Annotated in this window: 13 protein-coding genes; 10 read left to right on the plus strand and 3 right to left on the minus strand. The window is 38.8% G+C overall.

Going from position 1 to position 18,323, the window contains the following annotated elements; all coding sequences use genetic code 11:
- Nucleotides 1–48 precede the first annotated feature (48 nt).
- From ACGH6R_RS10775 to ACGH6R_RS10785, 3 genes are read right to left on the minus strand one after another with little or no spacing between them, the layout of a single operon-like run.
- A complete protein-coding gene (locus tag ACGH6R_RS10775; RefSeq protein ID WP_411599791.1) occupies nt 49–888 on the minus strand; it encodes a dimethyl sulfoxide reductase anchor subunit family protein in 840 nt (279 codons plus the stop codon).
- Between the two features lies 1 nt (nt 889).
- Nucleotides 890–1,510, minus strand: a complete 621-nt coding sequence (locus ACGH6R_RS10780) for a DMSO/selenate family reductase complex B subunit (protein WP_267360597.1) — start codon at nt 1,508–1,510, stop codon at nt 890–892.
- A gap of 14 nt (nt 1,511–1,524) precedes the next feature.
- Nucleotides 1,525–3,972 (minus strand): DMSO/selenate family reductase complex A subunit, encoded by a 2,448-nt coding sequence (locus tag ACGH6R_RS10785; protein ID WP_411599793.1) that lies wholly within the window; start codon nt 3,970–3,972, stop codon nt 1,525–1,527.
- 234 nt (nt 3,973–4,206) lie between these two features.
- Between ACGH6R_RS10785 and parE the strand changes: the two genes are divergently transcribed.
- The 10 genes from parE to ACGH6R_RS10835 form a co-directional block, all read left to right on the plus strand.
- On the plus strand, nt 4,207–6,096 hold the full coding sequence (gene parE / locus ACGH6R_RS10790; RefSeq protein ID WP_065559628.1) for a DNA topoisomerase IV subunit B: 1,890 nt from the start codon (nt 4,207–4,209) through the stop codon (nt 6,094–6,096).
- A gap of 27 nt (nt 6,097–6,123) precedes the next feature.
- Complete coding sequence (parC, locus tag ACGH6R_RS10795; RefSeq protein ID WP_294827716.1) at nt 6,124–8,352, plus strand: DNA topoisomerase IV subunit A; 2,229 nt, start codon at nt 6,124–6,126, stop codon at nt 8,350–8,352.
- 1 nt (nt 8,353) lies between these two features.
- Nucleotides 8,354–9,205 carry a co-chaperone DjlA gene (gene djlA, locus ACGH6R_RS10800; protein ID WP_220216063.1) on the plus strand — a complete coding sequence of 284 codons (852 nt, stop codon included), beginning with the start codon at nt 8,354–8,356 and terminating at the stop codon, nt 9,203–9,205.
- A 14-nt stretch (nt 9,206–9,219) separates the two neighbouring features.
- Entirely contained in the window at nt 9,220–10,662 is a 1,443-nt protein-coding gene (locus ACGH6R_RS10805) for a TrkH family potassium uptake protein (protein ID WP_220217317.1), read from the plus strand.
- A gap of 142 nt (nt 10,663–10,804) precedes the next feature.
- A complete protein-coding gene (locus ACGH6R_RS10810; protein ID WP_411599795.1) occupies nt 10,805–12,373 on the plus strand; it encodes a TerC family protein in 1,569 nt (522 codons plus the stop codon).
- A 541-nt stretch (nt 12,374–12,914) separates the two neighbouring features.
- On the plus strand, nt 12,915–14,225 hold the full coding sequence (locus tag ACGH6R_RS10815; RefSeq protein WP_411599797.1) for an NCS2 family permease: 1,311 nt from the start codon (nt 12,915–12,917) through the stop codon (nt 14,223–14,225).
- A gap of 301 nt (nt 14,226–14,526) precedes the next feature.
- Entirely contained in the window at nt 14,527–14,901 is a 375-nt protein-coding gene (gene rpsL, locus ACGH6R_RS10820; RefSeq protein ID WP_025316630.1) for a 30S ribosomal protein S12, read from the plus strand.
- A 99-nt stretch (nt 14,902–15,000) separates the two neighbouring features.
- Entirely contained in the window at nt 15,001–15,471 is a 471-nt protein-coding gene (gene rpsG / locus ACGH6R_RS10825) for a 30S ribosomal protein S7 (protein WP_065559623.1), read from the plus strand.
- A 109-nt stretch (nt 15,472–15,580) separates the two neighbouring features.
- Nucleotides 15,581–17,686: an elongation factor G gene (gene fusA, locus ACGH6R_RS10830; RefSeq protein ID WP_065559622.1), complete on the plus strand. Its 2,106-nt coding sequence runs from the start codon at nt 15,581–15,583 to the stop codon at nt 17,684–17,686.
- Nucleotides 17,687–17,754: 68 nt separating this feature from the next.
- Nucleotides 17,755–18,323, plus strand: a 569-nt coding sequence (locus tag ACGH6R_RS10835) for a GTP-binding protein (protein WP_411599799.1), incomplete at its 3' end; no start/stop codon positions are given.

Below are 18,323 nucleotides of genomic sequence, written 5' to 3' on the forward strand. Positions count from 1 at the left end.
ATTCATTATAAAATGACTTAATTTGCTATGAGTTATTAGCTTCAATGATTATAGCGGTATTGTCCATAAATTATAAAATGCAATGCGTCCACAAACCTCCCCCAAAAAAATACAAGCGAAGGCTGTAGTACAAAGTATCGTCATATGTTTTGTTCGCCAACAACTAAAAATAATCAACATTAGCGCTACGATTAATAAAATACACTCGATTATCATCCAACTCAATTGCGCATTAGCCAGCGCCGGACTGATTGAAGTCATTAAATTAAAATAAGGTACCTTTGACAGCACAATTAATAAAACGCCAATAATAAAAGCAACAGTTCCTAATCGATATAGCCCAACCCTAGCACTAGCAATACCACCTAATGCCAGCATCGTTAGATACATTTGAATTGGTGTATAAACAGTATCCCACGTTTTCACTGTGGGTAATCTATACGTTAAAACAATCGTCCAAACAAACACTAAACTTAGTATCATCAACACGATTGCTAATAGTTGATTTATATAAGGGATGCGATTTATCTTTAAACAAAGCGGCTTAATCATATCAAGTTTTTCACTATTGGGATTAAGAGCAAAATAATTGAGTAACAAGGATACAAGCGTAACTCCAAACAATACACTAAAGGTAAAAATTTCATTACTCATTGGCGAACGACCGATACCCAAAATCACATTGAAGGCACGCATAGGATGCCCCAAATGGAATGAGGCAATTAGCATACCAAGAGCCATAAAAAGCAGTGCTAACCCATTAATTTTTTGTCTAATAACTTGTTTAGCTTGTGAATGATTGATGAAACAAGACAAGCTACTCAGCAATACCATTCCCGCAGATAATTGCCCCAATACCGTAAAAAAAACAAGTGGTAATTCATGCATATTAAACCTCCTCTGGATTGAGCACTTTACCCAATGTATCACCCGAACTCTTAGCTTGTGCATGGGGTTTAATCACAATATTGGGTTTAGTTAGCTCAGCATTAGGCAAAGGAGCAATATTACGTTCATTACCATAACGTTCACGTAATTTGCCTATCTCGTCAAAATCTAAAGCATGTTGCGGACAAGATTCGACACACACGGGCTTTAATCCTTCGGCGACACGTTCATAACAGCCATCGCATTTTGACATGACACGCTTTTGATGATCATACTGTGGTGCACCATAAGGACAACGCATTTCACAATACCGACACCCGATACACACATCTTGATTGACAACCACTAAGCCATCTTGCTTGCGTTTGTGCATTGCCCCCGTAGGGCAGCCTTGTACGCAAGTCGGCTCATCACAATGGTTACAGGCGATCGACAAATAATAAGTAAATGTATCATTCTGCCAAATTCCAGCTACTTGCTGCCATGTGCCACCACCATATTCATAGACTCGTCGAAAATGCACCCCAAGCGCATTATCTTTCTCGTCTTTACAGCTGACTTGGCAGGTTTTACATCCGGTACATTTGGAAGAATCAATAAAGAATCCATATTGCATTTTCATCATCTCCCTGTGACTTATGATGCCGAAGACATACTGGATATTGGTTTGATATCAACCAAATTGGTATGTTGTGAATTTGATTTTGCCAATACCGAAGGACGCAATGAAGTTAATCGATTGACACACCCCCCAATATCGATACCTACTGCATTGGTTTTTGCCCATAACCCTTGTGGAATGGCAATCACCCCGGGTAATATACGTGGCGTTACTTTTGCAGGTATATATAATCGACCGCGATCGTTAAAAACTTCGACTAATTGACCATGCTTTATGTGTCTCTGCTGAGCATCAATGGGATTGATCCATAGACTACTGGCAACAGCCTCACGCAATTGAGGAAGATTGCTATAAGACGAGTGGCAATGTCCTTTAATATGAAATCCAATTAACTGTAATGGGTATTTTTCTTGTTTCAGCTTATCTTCGCTTCCTTCAATTGCAGGTAAATAAGCTGGGATAGGATAAAGTTTATCATCCTGCTCAAATTCCCATTCACAAGCAATTTTTGCTAAGGCTTCAGAATAAATTTCAATTTTTCCCGATGGGGTATTTAACGGATGATTAACGGGATCATCGCGAAATGCTTTTAAAGCAATGTGGTTATCACTATCGGCTAATTTACGATCAATAACTCCCATACCGTCTGTTTCGGCAAAAGACGGTAAATCAGGATTTTGTTTGCGCATTCTTTCATAACTATACGCTATCCACTCCTCTTGTGTTCGTCCTTCCGTAAATTTATCTTTAACGCCCATTTTTTCAGACAATTCGGTTAGCACATCATAAGCCGGACGATTTTCCCAAAGTGGCTTAATGGCTTGTTGCATACGAATCACATAGTGATAAGCGCCCGATGCATAGGAATTATTGATTAAATCATGACTTTCCACTGACGACACATCAGGTAATAACAAATCGGCATACCTTGCTGAAGCGGTCATATGCGTATCCCAAACCAAGATAAATTCGCATTTTGATTCATCTTGTAAAATCTGATGGGTTCGATTGAGATCGGCATGCTGATTACCAATCACATTGCTTGCATAGCTCCAGATAAACTTGATACCAACATCCAATTTATCTTTACCCAGTATATAAGCATTTTTAGCTGTCATGTTCTGCGGTTCTTCAATCGCTTTAGTCCATAAAAAAAATGGAATACTGGTTTTAATCGGATTTAACAGATTCAGACCAGGAACCGGATAAGTCACGCTTCCGCCCCAAGTTCCGATATTAGTGCCTTGTTTACCAAACTGACCCGTGATAATTGGCAGTATCATAATCGCTCGGGTTGTATGCTCACCATTTTGCCAACGCTGAGCCCCCCAACCTTGAGAAATCCATGCTGCTTTAGCATTGACAATATCTAATGCAAGCTGACGAATTTGTTTAGCTGGAATACCGGTTTTTTTAGCAGCCCATTCAGGGGTTTTAGGCGTTCTGTCATCACCTAATCCAAGAATATAAGATTTAAAATCACTAAAAGGCGGTGCACTATCCGGTAATGAGTCAGCATTCCAGCCCACACAATATTGATTGAGCATTGCATCATCAATTCTATCTTCTTCTAGTAAAGCATAACCGATTGCAGCAACTAAAGCGGCATCCGTTCCAGGAATTATTGGAATCCACTCAGCATTGTAACCCACAACACTTTCACTACGCCTTGGATCAATAATAATCACCCTTGCTTTACTTTGTGATAATGCATTGAATAGCTCGGTCACCTGCCCTCCACCCGACATTCTGGTTTCAGCAATATTTTGTCCAAACATTACCACTAGATCAGAGTGTTTAATTTGGTCTATTAACGACTCTTTTGCATTGCCATAAATATAAGGTTGAATAGCGGTTATTTGACCACTTGAATAATCACCATGATAATTAAGGTAACCACCAATCGTACTCAAGAATCGCTTACAAGCACTACGCCCAGAAATATTTGCACCTGTAGTACCTGTACCATATTGATAATAAATAGACTCGTTGCCATATTGATTAATGGTATACTTGAGTTTATTTGCCAATAAAGCGATTGCTTCATTCCATGAAATACGTTTGAATTTACCTTCACCACGCTTACCCACTCGCACCATAGGATATTTTAAACGCTCAGGATCGTAAGTTCGCCAACGTACCGCTCTTCCTCGCAAGCAAGGACGAATTTGATGTAGGCCAAAGACAGGATCATTAATGCCGTCTTCCGAAGAAATTTTAGTAATAATATCATTCTTCACATGGACTTTTAGAGGACAGCGACTACCACAGTTAACTAAACAAGCACTATAGACGATTTTTTCCTCATTATCCGAACTGGCAAGACTATCATTGTCATTAACGTTAGGTTCTGCGTACACAAATGGGGATTGAATGGTATTGGCTAATGCCGCAACGCTCCCAATTGCTAACGATTTTTGTAAAAAATCTCGTCGGGTTATCTTATTATCTGACTTGCTCATTTTGTTCCCTTATGTCTATTTGGGATTTATTTATCATAATACTTTAGATGGGCTGATAAAATAGAAAACGGCATAAACCGTCTTTTAACTATCAATAAATTAAGGTAATAACAATTATTCTCAATAAATACTTGGTAAAAATACTGAATTTGCTTTTCATTATAAATTTAATTTCATGCATCTTAAAGAAAGATTGGTATAATAAGGTCATTTATTCGAATAAATAGAAAAACTATGTCACAATCTACTTATAACGCTGTTGATATTGAAGTCTTAAAAGGGCTCGATCCTGTTCGTCATCGTCCAGGCATGTATACTGACACGGCTCGCCCAAATCATTTAGGGCAAGAGGTTATCGATAATAGTGTCGATGAAGCAATAGCCGGTCATGCTCGTCAAGTTAAAGTCACGCTTTATGAAGATAATTCATTAGAAGTCATTGATGATGGGCGAGGTATGCCTGTTGATATTCATCCCGAAGAGGGAGTACCAGCTATTGAATTATTACTTTGCCGTTTACACGCTGGCGGTAAATTTTCTAATAAAAATTATCAATTCTCTGGTGGACTTCATGGTGTGGGTATCTCAGTTGTTAATGCGCTATCTAAACGGGTAGAAGTGACCGTTAACCGAGATGGTCAAGTATACCAAATTGCGTTTGAAAATGGCGAAAAAGTCGAAGATCTTCATGTAACTGGTACGTGTGGACGTCGTAACACGGGCACAAAAGTTCACTTTTGGCCAGACGAAAAATATTTTGATTCACCAAGATTTTCAGTACCCCGTTTATCTCATCTACTCAAAGCAAAAGCGGTACTTTGTCCTGGTCTTGAAATTATCTTTAAAGATAAAATTAATAACACCGAACAACGCTGGTGTTATCAAGATGGCTTAAAAGATTACTTAATGGAATCCGTCAGTGGTTACTCACTACTACCGGAAGAGCCATTTACTGGCAGCCATACCGGTGATACAGAAGCCGTTGAATGGGCACTATTGTGGATGCCGGAAGGTGGCGAACTGTTAACAGAAAGCTATGTTAACTTAATTCCTACAGTGCAAGGTGGTACCCATGTCAATGGTTTACGCCAAGGGTTGCTTGATGCAATGCGTGAATTTTGTGAATTTCGTAATTTGTTACCACGTGGCATAAAATTGACGGCTGATGATATTTGGGAACGCTGTGCTTATGTGTTATCTGTAAAAATGCAAGAGCCACAATTTGCAGGACAAACCAAAGAGCGCTTATCATCCAGACAAAGTGCTGCATTTGTATCTGCCATTGTTAAAGACGCTTTTAGTTTGTGGTTAAATCAGCATGTACAAACCGCTGAATTACTAGCGGAAATGGTGATTTCCAGTGCACAACGACGATTAAGAGCTTCAAAAAAAGTTATTCGTAAAAAATTAACTAGCGGTCCAGCATTACCGGGCAAGCTTGCGGACTGTTCATCACAAGACTTAAGCCGAACTGAACTCTTTTTAGTGGAAGGCGATTCCGCAGGTGGCTCAGCTAAACAGGCTCGAGATCGGGAATATCAAGCGATAATGCCATTAAAAGGTAAAATTCTAAACACTTGGGAAGTCTCATCGGATGAAGTCCTTGGTTCTCAAGAAATCCACGATATTTCGGTCGCGATTGGTATTGATCCTGATAGTGATGATTTAAGCCAATTACGATATGGTAAAATCTGTATTTTAGCCGATGCCGATTCTGACGGTTTACATATTGCCACCCTACTTTGTGCGCTATTTGTTCGTCACTTTCGTGCAATGGTCGAACACGGACATGTTTTTGTTGCTATGCCACCATTATATCGTATCGATCTTGGTAAAGAAGTCCATTACGCCTTAGATGAAGAAGAGAAAGAAGGAATTTTAGATCAGCTTAAACGGAAAAAAGGCAAACCGAATGTACAACGTTTTAAAGGTCTCGGTGAAATGAATCCACTGCAACTGCGTGAAACAACGATGGACCCAAATACTCGCCGTTTAGTACAGTTATCATTAGATAATTCAGAAGAAACAATGGCGTTAATGGATATGTTACTTGCTAAAAAACGTTCAGAAGATCGCCGTGAATGGTTGCAAGAAAAAGGTGACCAAGTCCAACTTGATGTCTAACATAAAGAATGATTTAGAGGAACAATAATGAGTGAGATAACTCATGACGGAGTAGAAGTTCAGTCGCTACGTACCTTTACAGAAAGCGCTTATTTAAACTACTCTATGTATGTCATTATGGATCGTGCACTACCTTTTATTGGTGACGGTTTAAAACCAGTGCAACGCCGTATTGTTTATGCCATGTCAGAATTAGGGCTTAACGCTCAGGCTAAATTTAAAAAATCAGCACGTACTGTCGGTGACGTTTTAGGTAAATATCATCCACATGGTGATAGCGCCTGTTATGAAGCAATGGTACTGATGGCACAACCATTTTCTTACCGTTATCCATTAGTTGACGGACAAGGTAACTGGGGGGCGCCAGATGATCCAAAATCCTTTGCTGCAATGCGTTATACCGAATCACGCCTATCTAAATATGCCGAACTACTATTAGGCGAATTAGGACAAGGTACGGTCGATTACACCCCGAATTTTGACGGTACATTACAAGAACCAAAAATGTTACCGGCCAGATTACCGAATATTCTATTAAATGGTACTACAGGTATTGCTGTTGGGATGGCGACCGACATCCCACCCCATAATATTCGTGAAGTGGCCAATGCAGCGATTATGCTGGCAGATAATCCGAAAGCTACGCTAAGCGAAGTGATGGCTCACATACAAGGGCCTGACTTTCCAACTGAAGCAGAAATCATCACCCCACCACAAGATATAGAAAAAATCTATAAGACGGGACGTGGCTCAATTCGTATGCGTGCCGTATGGAAAAAAGAAGAAGGCGATATCGTTATCACTGATCTGCCACATCAAGTTTCTGGTGCGAAAATTTTAGAGCAAATTGCCTCGCAAATGCGTGCCAAAAAATTACCATTAATTGAAGATTTACGTGATGAATCTGATCATGAGAATCCAACACGACTCGTCATTGTACCTCGCTCTAATCGTGTTGACTTAGAACAGGTCATGAATCACCTGTTTGCCACAACCGATCTGGAAAAAAGCTATCGGGTCAATATGAATATGATTGGGCTAGACAATCGCCCATCCGTCAAAGGGTTAGTTGAGATTTTAACTGAATGGTTAGAATATCGTCGTAATACGGTAACCAGACGTTTAAACTATCGTTTAGACAAAGTATTAAAACGCCTTCATATTTTAGATGGTTTACTTATCGCCTTTTTAAATATCGATGAAGTCATTAATATTATTCGCTATGAAGACGATCCTAAAACAGAGTTAATGCAACGGTTTAATTTAACTGAAATCCAATCTGAAGCGATTTTAGAATTAAAACTTCGCCATTTAGCTAAACTTGAAGAGATGCGTATCAAAGGTGAGCAAAGTGATCTTGCTAAAGAGCGTGATCAGCTGCAAGCATTACTCGGTTCACCTAGAAAATTGAATAGTTTAATTAAAAAAGAGCTTCAACAAGACGCTGATAAATACGGGGATGAACGCCGTTCTCCGATTGTTGAACGCAGTGAAGCAAAAGCCATTACCGAACAAGAACTAATACCGTCAGAACCGGTGACCATTGTCTTATCTGAAATGGGTTGGGTAAGAGCGGCTAAAGGTCATGATATTGATCCAACTGGACTGAGTTACAAAGCTGGCGATAGTTTTAAAGCGGCCGCAAAAGGAAAAAGTAATCAACCTGTGGTATTTATTGACTCAACAGGCCGTAGCTATGCTATTGAACCCAATACATTACCTTCAGCGCGAGGACAAGGCGAACCACTTACGGGTAAATTAGCATTACCTGCTGGTGCAAATGTTGAGCATGTTTTGATGTCAGCTAATGACAATCAAAAATTTTTACTTGCCTCAAGTGCGGGGTATGGATTTATATGTCAATTTAGTGATTTAGTCGCACGTAACCGAAACGGTAAAGCCATAATTAATCTACCGAATAATGCGAAAGTACTCACGCCTATTGAAATTTCAAATGATGAAAGCTTACTTTTATCCATTACCCAAGCAGGACGGATGCTTATTTTCCCTGTAAAAGATCTTCCCGAACTGGCAAAAGGCAAAGGAAACAAAATAATCTCATTATCCAATGCAGATGACAGCCTTGCTTATATGATTTTAATTACACCGGAAACATCCATCACCTTATATGTTGGCAAACGCAAACTTACCCTAAATCCTGTTGATTTACAAAAATTTAGGGCAGAACGTGCTCGTAAAGGTAGCGCTTTACCACGTGGACTACAAAAAATAGATCGAATTGAGGTAAACAAATAGTATGTCTTTTATTTGGGCGATTATTACAGGCTTTGTATTAAGCATTGTATTAAAATCGGGATGGGGTTATTTACTTGGATTTTTTGTTGGTCCAATGCTCTATCAAACCCTTTGTAACAAGTTAAACCAGCAAAGAACTCAAACTAATCCAACTTTATATTTAACCATTGTTTTTGAAGTACTTGGTCATCTCAGTAAAGCAAAAGGCGTGGTCACACAAGATGACATCAATCTTGCACGCCATTTTATGGATAGACTACAACTTGATAGCAACAGTCGACGACTTGCGCAAGACTCATTTAATCGAGGTAAAGCTGCGGATTACCCTCTTCGAGCTCGTTTAAAAGAGATATATATTCAATACCGCTTTCGACGTAATGTGTTAAATATTTTTTGTGAACAACTCATTCAAGCGGCACTAGTTGATGGTCATTTAGATGAAAAAGAGTCACAAATATTGTATATTGTGGCAGAAGAATTTAATATTCCTCGTCAACAAATGACCATGTATATTAAAATGATGATGGGAAGCTACCATTTTCGTCAAAATGGTTATCACCAAAATCAATACCAAGATCAGCATTACCAATATCAACAAAATCATCAACATCAGGGCTATCAAGGTCGTTCAGCACAATCAGATCTACAAAATGCATACAAAATTTTAGGTATCGAATCATCAGCCGAAATTACAGAAATAAAAAAAGCATATCGAAAACTAATGAATGAGCATCATCCCGATAAGTTAGTGTCAAAAGGCTTACCTAAAGAGATGCTTGAAGCTGCCAAAAAACGCGCTCAAGAGATTCAAGCTGCTTATGATCTCATAAAAGTATCGCGCGGATTTAAATAGAGACAACAACGATGATGCATTGGCGTTCAATTATTCGAATTGTAGGATTATTGATAACATTATTATCTGTTTTCATGTTATTACCTGCTCTGGTCGCATTAATTTATCGTGATGGCGCTGGTGCGATATTTCTTCGTTCTTTTTTTGCAGCCTTGATTTTAGGCGGCTTGTTGTGGTTACCAAATCGACACCAACGTCACGAACTTAACACCCGTGAAGGCTTTTTTATTGTGGTGCTATTTTGGGTTGTGTTAGGCACAATTGGCGCTTTTCCATTTATTTTTGATAATCACATCAATTTAAACTTAACGACAGCATTTTTCGAATCATTTTCTGGTCTAACAACAACGGGGGCAACCACCATTGTGAAGTTAGACCATTTACCTAAAGCGTTACTGTTTTATCGACAATTACTGCAATGGCTTGGCGGAATGGGGATAATCGTGTTAGCGGTTGCTATCCTACCTTTACTAGGTGTCGGGGGGATGCAACTTTATCGTGCTGAAATTCCCGGCCCACAAAAAGACAGTAAAATGCGACCACGTATTGCCGAAACAGCAAAAACCCTTTGGTCAATCTATATTCTACTTACCACACTATGCGCAATCTGCTTGTGGTTTGCAGGCATGAATGTATTTGATGCTATCTCCCACAGCTTTTCAACGATTTCAATGGGGGGATTTTCCACCCATGATGATAATTTGGCTTACTTTAATAGCCCGGCAATCAACTATATTGTTACCCTATTTTTAATCTTATCTGGCTGTAACTTTGCGCTCCATTTTGCTGCATTAAGCGGTTTTTCAATAAAAGTTTACTGGCGAGACCAAGAGTTTAGAACCTTTATTTTCATTCTATTAATACTAATTGCCATATGCGCAGTGGTTATATTTTTCTATAAACCTCATCGCCTTAGTATTGATAAAATCATATTACAAGTCGTGTCCATATCATCGACAGCAGGATTTTCTGTAGATGATATTAATACTTGGCCTTCATCATTACCTATTTTTCTACTTTGTGCCTCGTTCATTGGTGGTTGTGCCGGTTCGACGGGGGGCGGCTTAAAAGTGGTCAGAGTACTACTTTTATTTATGCAAGGTTCGCGTGAGCTAAAACGATTAATTCATCCAAACGCTATCTATACCTTAAAATTAAATCATCGAGTTGTACCTGAACGAATTATCGAATCAGTTTGGGGATTCTTTTCTGCTTACGCTTTAGTTTTTCTAATTAGTTTATTTGTCATTATGGCAACAGGTGTTGATGCAACCGACTCTTTTTATATTGTTGCCTCTTCACTCAATAATTTAGGTGTGGGGCTTGGTAGTGTCAGTGATAATTTTGCCCATGTCAGTGATGTGGTGAGATGGGTGATGGTGGTCGATATGCTATTTGGACGACTAGAAATATTTACATTATTAGTCCTTTTTACACCAACATTTTGGCGAAGTTAACCTTAAACTCAAACACCCATAAAAATAAAACTTTTTGCCAAATTATGCAAAATTCATAAATATTTTATTGATTATTTAGTCAATTACATAGAAAATTAGAACGCAGCATGTGCTGTGTTTATTAGAGGTAATCACCTGACATATGGAATGGATCATGGATCCTACGATCTGGATTGGTTTATCCACCCTGATTGTACTTGAAATCGTCCTTGGTATTGATAACATTGTTTTTATTGCCATTCTTGCCGAGAAGCTTCCACCACACCAACGCGATAAAGCACGCATCACTGGTCTTGCTTTTGCATTAATTACTCGCATTATTTTATTAATGTTCACCGGTTGGTTAGTCACACTCACGACACCACTATTTACAGCGTTTGGTATTAGTTTCAATGCCCGTCAACTGATTATGTTAGTGGGAGGCATATTTTTACTGTTTAAAGCCACCATGGAACTCAATGAACGTCTTGAAGGTGCAGCTCACGAAGAAGGAAAATCGAAAAAAACCTCACACTTTTGGACTGTCGTTGTACAAATCGTTATTTTAGATGCCGTGTTTTCTCTCGATTCTGTGATTACGGCGGTCGGTATGATTGAAAATATTCCTGTCATGATTATTGCCGTTTGTGTGGCAATTTGCATTATGATGGTCGCAAGTAAACCGTTAGCCTATTTTGTCAATTCCCATCCCACCATTGTTATTCTTTGCTTGAGCTTTTTATTAATGATCGGCTTTAGTTTAGTTGCGGAAGGATTTGGTTTTGCCATTCCAAAAGGCTACTTATATGCCGCTATTGGTTTTTCAATCATGATTGAGTTTTTTAATCAGTTAGCCATATTCAATCGTCGTAAAGCATTGAATAAAAAACCATTGCGAGAACGGACTGCCGAAGCGATCTTACATCTACTGAAAGGCGATGTTGAAGAAGATCCCGATACTCACACAATTGATACGGTATCAGATAACAATAAAAAAGAATCTGTCTTTAACCATCAAGAACTCAACATGGTTGAACGCGTCCTTGGACTGGCACAGCGATCGGTCAGCAGTATTATGACAGCAAGGTTAGATGTTGATATGGTTAATATCAATGACGACCGTGAAACAATTTTGAAAGAGATTTTTGAAAATCCTCATTCACGATTAGTCGTGACTGATAATGCGTCGATTGATGAACCTTTAGGCATTATTCAAGTTAACGACCTGTTAAAAGATGTTTTGCAAAATAAAGAGCCAATCGATATTAACGCTTTAATTAAGCAACCGCTAATCTTTCCCGAGACGGTATCGTTACTTGTTGCGTTAGAACAATTTAAAAAAGCCAAAACCCATTTTGCTTTTGTGGTTGATGAATTTGGTTCCATGCAAGGCGTGGTTTCCGTTACCGACATCATCGAAACTATCGCTGGCGATTTTCCAACCGAAGAGGAAGAAATTGACGCCAAACATGATATTCAATGTCTGGATGATAATACGTGGATTGCCAATGGCTATATTCCGGTTGAAGAGTTGGTTCGATTTGTTCCAATCCCAATTGATGATAAACGTGAATATCATACTCTTGCAGGATTATTGATGGAAAAAGCACAGCATTTACTTGAAGTCGGTGAGACCATGCAAATAGGTGATTACCTATTTGAAATAGCTGAAATTGAAAGCCATCGTATTTTAAAAGTTAAAATTACTTTGAACAAACTTGATTCAATTTAATGAACCAAGGACATACTCAATCGTAACTCATTATTAATGGGTTACGATATCTTAAAAACCATTCAATATTCATTATCCTCACTAAAAATCCAACATTAGATGTTGAACCATAGGTTTTAAGGATTATTTTCGTCTTCAAACAAAACAATAACAAGTGATTAGATTTGTCTCCATTACGCTATAAACAGATGAGTTAACTAAAAACAGGGAAATCTCTATCCTACTATCTATTTAAAGATGCTATAAAATACGCAGATAAATTATGATTAATTTAATCAGGATTTACTATTTCATCATCGCAACTTAATGACTATATGAAATTTACTATTAAAATCAGTTTTTAATACGGATATTTATCAATAAAGACTGAGCAGAATAATGCTTGACCTGTTAAAAGAACCAGTAATAATAATGCAGTGAATTTTGTACTGTATAAGCAAACCAATCACCACAATTATCACGCTTAACTAATGATAAGCAAAAATGTGGTCATGGCATTATACAAATATTCATTATTATTAACCTAACTAGGCCTTAACTTATGAATTCAATATTCGAAAAAATATTTCAATTGAAAGCAAAAAAATCCACCATTGGTACTGAAGTGATTGCAGGATGTACGACATTTCTTACTATGGTCTATATCATCTTTGTTAATCCTTCCATTTTGTCAGCAACAGGCATGGACACCTCAGCAGTATTTGTATTAACCTGTTTAGTAACAGCCTTTGCATCGATTTTAATGGGCATGTTTGCTAATTTACCGATAGCGTTGGCGCCTGCTATGGGACTCAATGTATTTTTTGCCTATGGCATGTGTGGCGCAATGGGCTATTCTTGGCAAGTGGGAATGGGCGCAATATTTTGGGGATCGTTAATCTTTTTTGCACTATCCCTTTTTAAAGTTCGCCATTGGCTAATAGAACATATTCCACAATGTTTACGTGTTGGTATCAGTGCGGGTATTGGACTGTTTATTGCGTTTATGGGTTTTCAAAATATGGGGATTGTGATTAGTTCTCCATCAACATTATTAACCTTAGGCAATATTCTATCTCTTAAAGTCTTATTAGGTTCTCTGGGTTTTTTCATTATTATTATTTTAGCTGCGCGCAACTTCCATGCAGCGGTTTTAATTTCTATTCTCGTGGTCACATTGCTTGCTCTGTGGCTGGATCCTAATATTCATTATGAAGGCGTCGCCTCTATTCCACCAAGTGTTTCAAGCGTTGTCGGTCATGTTGATTTAGCCGGTTCGCTTAATATCGGTATAATGGGCGTGATATTTTCCGTCATGATCGTCAGCTTATTTGATTCATCAGGTACGATTTTAGCCTTGACCGACAAAGCTGGCATTTCAGACGAAAAAGGACGCTTTCCTAAAATGCGTCAAGCATTATTAATTGATAGTTTCAGCTCTTCACTTGGTGGGCTTTTTGGGACTTCATCAGTTCTCACTTACATTGAAAGTTCAGCGGGTATTTCCGTAGGTGGTCGCACCGGTTTAACTGCTGTTGTCGTTGGGATTTTATTTTTAATGATGACATTCTTATCACCTTTAGCGCATTTAGTTCCGACTTATGCAACATCTGGCGCACTAATATTTGTGGGAATCTTAATGGTATCAAGTTTAGTGAAAGTTAACTGGTCTGATTTAACTGACGCAACACCTGCCTTTATTACTGCCTTAATGATGCCTTTTGCTTTCGCCATTACTGAAGGGGTTGCACTTGGTTTTATCTCTTATGTGGTATTAAAAACCTTTACCGGTAAATTTAAAGAACTCAATCTTTGTGTCATCATTTTTGCTGTACTATTTGCACTTAAATTTATCTTTATCGATCATCATTAATCGTCATTCCTCATCAATGCTATTGGTGAGGAACCCCTCAATCTTTAACTAATATATCCCCCTTTCAGTTGGCGTACACTTAAAAAGTGAAACTTTTTATTACTCATTTATTGGGCATTTTCTTACCAATGAATAAAGTCTATGTTCGATAGTTAAATGCGAGCAAAAACTTGACATTATCCTTGTTGAGGTCTAGAATCTTGCGACCCAAAACTTATATATTTAGGTTTTGGTCTACAGTTATTAATTACGTATCTAAAATGCAATTTTAAATTTATTTTAATTAATCAGGAGCTTATTAATGGCAACAATTAATCAGCTGGTACGCAAACCAAGAGCACTTAAGGAAGTTAAAAGTAACGTTCCTGCACTTGAAGCATGCCCGCAAAAACGCGGTGTTTGTACTCGTGTTTACACGACTACACCGAAAAAACCTAACTCAGCATTACGTAAAGTATGCCGTGTACGTTTAACCAACGGTTTTGAAGTTACTTCTTACATCGGTGGTGAAGGTCATAACTTGCAAGAACATAGCGTGATTTTAATCCGCGGTGGTCGTGTTAAAGATTTACCTGGTGTTCGTTATCACACTGTTCGTGGTGCATTAGACTGCGCAGGTGTTAAAGATCGCAAACAAAGCCGTTCTAAATACGGTGTAAAACGACCTAAAGCTTAATGGAACTCCGTTAAGTAAGGCCAAACTATATAATTCCATTTAACTCATTTGAGTTTTGGGTAAACCTGAAAATTTATAACATATAAACGGAGTATTCCAATGCCACGTCGTCATGTTGTCGGTCAAAGAAAAATTCTACCTGATCCGAAATTCGGTTCAGATTTGCTGGCGAAATTTGTAAATATTTTAATGATAGATGGTAAAAAATCTATCGCAGAATCAATCGTATATTCAGCTCTTGATAAATTAGCTGAGCGTAGTGGAAAAGACCACTTAGCAGCTTTCGAAGTTGCACTAGATAACGTAAGACCAACTGTAGAAGTTAAGTCTCGTCGCGTTGGTGGTTCTACATACCAAGTTCCTGTTGAAGTGCGCCCTGTTCGTCGTAATGCACTTGCAATGCGTTGGATTGTAGAAGCTGCTCGTAAACGTGGCGATAAATCAATGGCTCTACGCCTTGCGAATGAACTTATGGATGCTTTTGAAAATAAAGGCACTGCTGTGAAAAAACGCGAAGATGTTCATCGTATGGCTGAGGCTAATAGAGCGTTTGCACACTATCGTTGGTAATCTTTCCACTCGTATTAAGTGGCTTGAAATTAGACTGACAGCACATATCTACTGTCAGTCAACCTAAATGATATTTTATTAAGCAAACGATTCTAAATAGAGGATTAATATGGCTCGTACAACCCCTATAGCACGCTACCGTAATATCGGTATCAGTGCACATATTGACGCAGGTAAAACGACAACTACTGAACGTATTTTGTTTTACACTGGCGTAAGTCACAAAATTGGTGAGGTTCATGATGGCGCAGCTACCATGGACTGGATGGAACAAGAACAAGAACGTGGTATTACTATCACGTCTGCGGCTACAACTGCATTCTGGTCTGGTATGGGACAACAATTTGAACCACACCGTATCAACATCATCGACACCCCGGGACACGTTGACTTCACCATCGAAGTTGAACGTTCTATGCGTGTTCTTGATGGTGCAGTAATGGTTTACTGTGCGGTTGGTGGTGTTCAACCTCAATCAGAAACAGTATGGCGCCAAGCTAACAAATATAAAGTTCCGCGTATCGCATTTGTAAACAAAATGGACCGTATGGGTGCTAACTTCTTACGTGTGGTTGAGCAAATCAAAACACGTCTAGCGGCAGTGCCTGTTCCATTAGTATTACCAATCGGTGCAGAAGAAGGCTTTACTGGTGTTGTTGATTTACTTAAACGTAAAGCAATTAACTGGAATGATGCAGACCAAGGTACAACCTTTACTTATGAAGATGTACCAGCTGATATGGTTGAGCAAGTTGAAGAATGGCGTGCAAACTTAATCGAAGCTGCAGCAGAAGCTAACGAAGAGTTAATGGAAAAATACCTAGGTGGTGATGAGTTAACTGAAGAAGAAGTTAAAAAAGCACTACGTGAACGCGTACTTGCTAACGAAATCATCTTGGTAACATGTGGTAGTGCATTTAAAAATAAAGGCGTTCAGTTCATGCTTGACGCAGTTATTGAATATCTACCTGCACCAACCGATGTTCCTGCGATTAAAGGTGAATTACAAAATGGTGAACCAGCAGAACGTCATTCAAGTGATGATGAACCATTTGCTGCACTTGCATTTAAAATTGCAACTGACCCATTTGTTGGTAACTTAACCTTCTTCCGCGTTTACTCTGGTGTCGTTAACTCTGGTGACTCAGTACTTAACTCAGTTAAAGATCGTAAAGAACGCTTTGGTCGTATCGTACAGATGCATGCGAACAAACGTGAAGAAATCAAAGAAGTTCGTGCGGGTGACATTGCAGCAGCAATCGGTCTTAAAGATGTCACAACAGGTGATACGCTTTGTGCTGAAAATTCACCAATTATTCTTGAAAGAATGGAATTCCCTGAGCCGGTTATCTCGGTTGCAGTTGAACCAAAAACTAAAGCTGACCAAGAAAAAATGGGTATTGCTTTAGGTCGTTTGGCAAAAGAAGATCCATCATTCCGTGTCTGGACTGATGAAGAATCAAACCAAACTATCATTGCTGGTATGGGTGAATTACATCTTGAAATCATCGTAGACCGTATGAAACGTGAATTTAACGTTGAAGCGAATGTCGGTAAACCTCAAGTTGCTTACCGTGAAACAATTCGTACAACAGTTAAAGACATCGAAGGAAAACATGCAAAACAATCTGGTGGTCGTGGTCAATACGGTCATGTTGTTATCGACATGTATCCATTAGAAGCGGGTGGTGCTGGTTACGAATTTGTTAACGAAATCAAAGGTGGGGTAATTCCGGGTGAATTTATTCCTGCAGTAGATAAAGGTATCCAAGAGCAATTGAAATCAGGGCCTTTAGCTGGCTATCCAGTTGTGGATCTCGGTGTGCGTTTACATTTTGGTTCTTACCATGATGTCGACTCATCTGAAATTGCCTTTAAACTTGCCGCATCAATGGCATTTAAAGAAGGCTTCATGAAAGCTAAACCTGTGCTTTTAGAACCAATTATGAAAGTAGAAGTTGAAACCCCTGAAGATTATATGGGTGACGTTATCGGTGACTTAAACCGTCGTCGTGGTATGATCGAAGGTATGGATGATACTGCAACAGGTAAAACTGTTCGTGCGCAAGTACCTCTTTCAGAAATGTTTGGCTATGCGACAGACCTTCGTTCACAAACACAAGGTCGTGCTTCTTACTCTATGGAGTTCTTGAAGTATAACGAAGCACCTTCAAACATCGTAACAGCAATTATTGAAGCTCGTAAAGCGAAATAATTATTTATATAAATAAAGTAACACTTCCCTACAAAATGAGGGAAGTGATTTAATAAAGGAACATTAAGATGTCTAAAGAAAAATTTGAACGTACAAAACCCCACGTTAACGTTGGTACAATCGGCCACGTTGACCATGGTAAAACAACTTTAACTGCTGCAATTACGTCTGTTCTTGCTAAAAAATACGGCGGACAAGCTCGTGCATTCGATCAAATCGATAACGCACCAGAAGAAAAAGCACGTGGTATTACCATCAATACTTCACACGTTGAATACGATACACCAACTCGTCACTACGCACACGTAGACTGCCCAGGCCATGCTGACTATGTTAAAAACATGATCACTGGTGCAGCGCAAATGGACGGTGCTATCTTAGTAGTAGCAGCAACTGATGGTCCAATGCCACAAACTCGTGAGCACATCCTTTTAGGTCGTCAAGTAGGTGTTCCTTACATCATCGTATTCTTAAACAAATGTGATATGGTTGATGATGAAGAGTTATTAGAATTAGTTGAAATGGAAGTACGTGAACTTCTATCTCAATATGACTTCCCGGGTGATGATACACCAGTTATTCGTGGTTCAGCGTTAAAAGCGTTAGAAGGCGATGCAGCATGGGAAGACAAAATTGT

Source organism: Gilliamella sp. CG13, assembly GCF_046635805.1.
Taxonomy (GTDB): domain Bacteria; phylum Pseudomonadota; class Gammaproteobacteria; order Enterobacterales; family Orbaceae; genus Gilliamella; species Gilliamella apicola_I.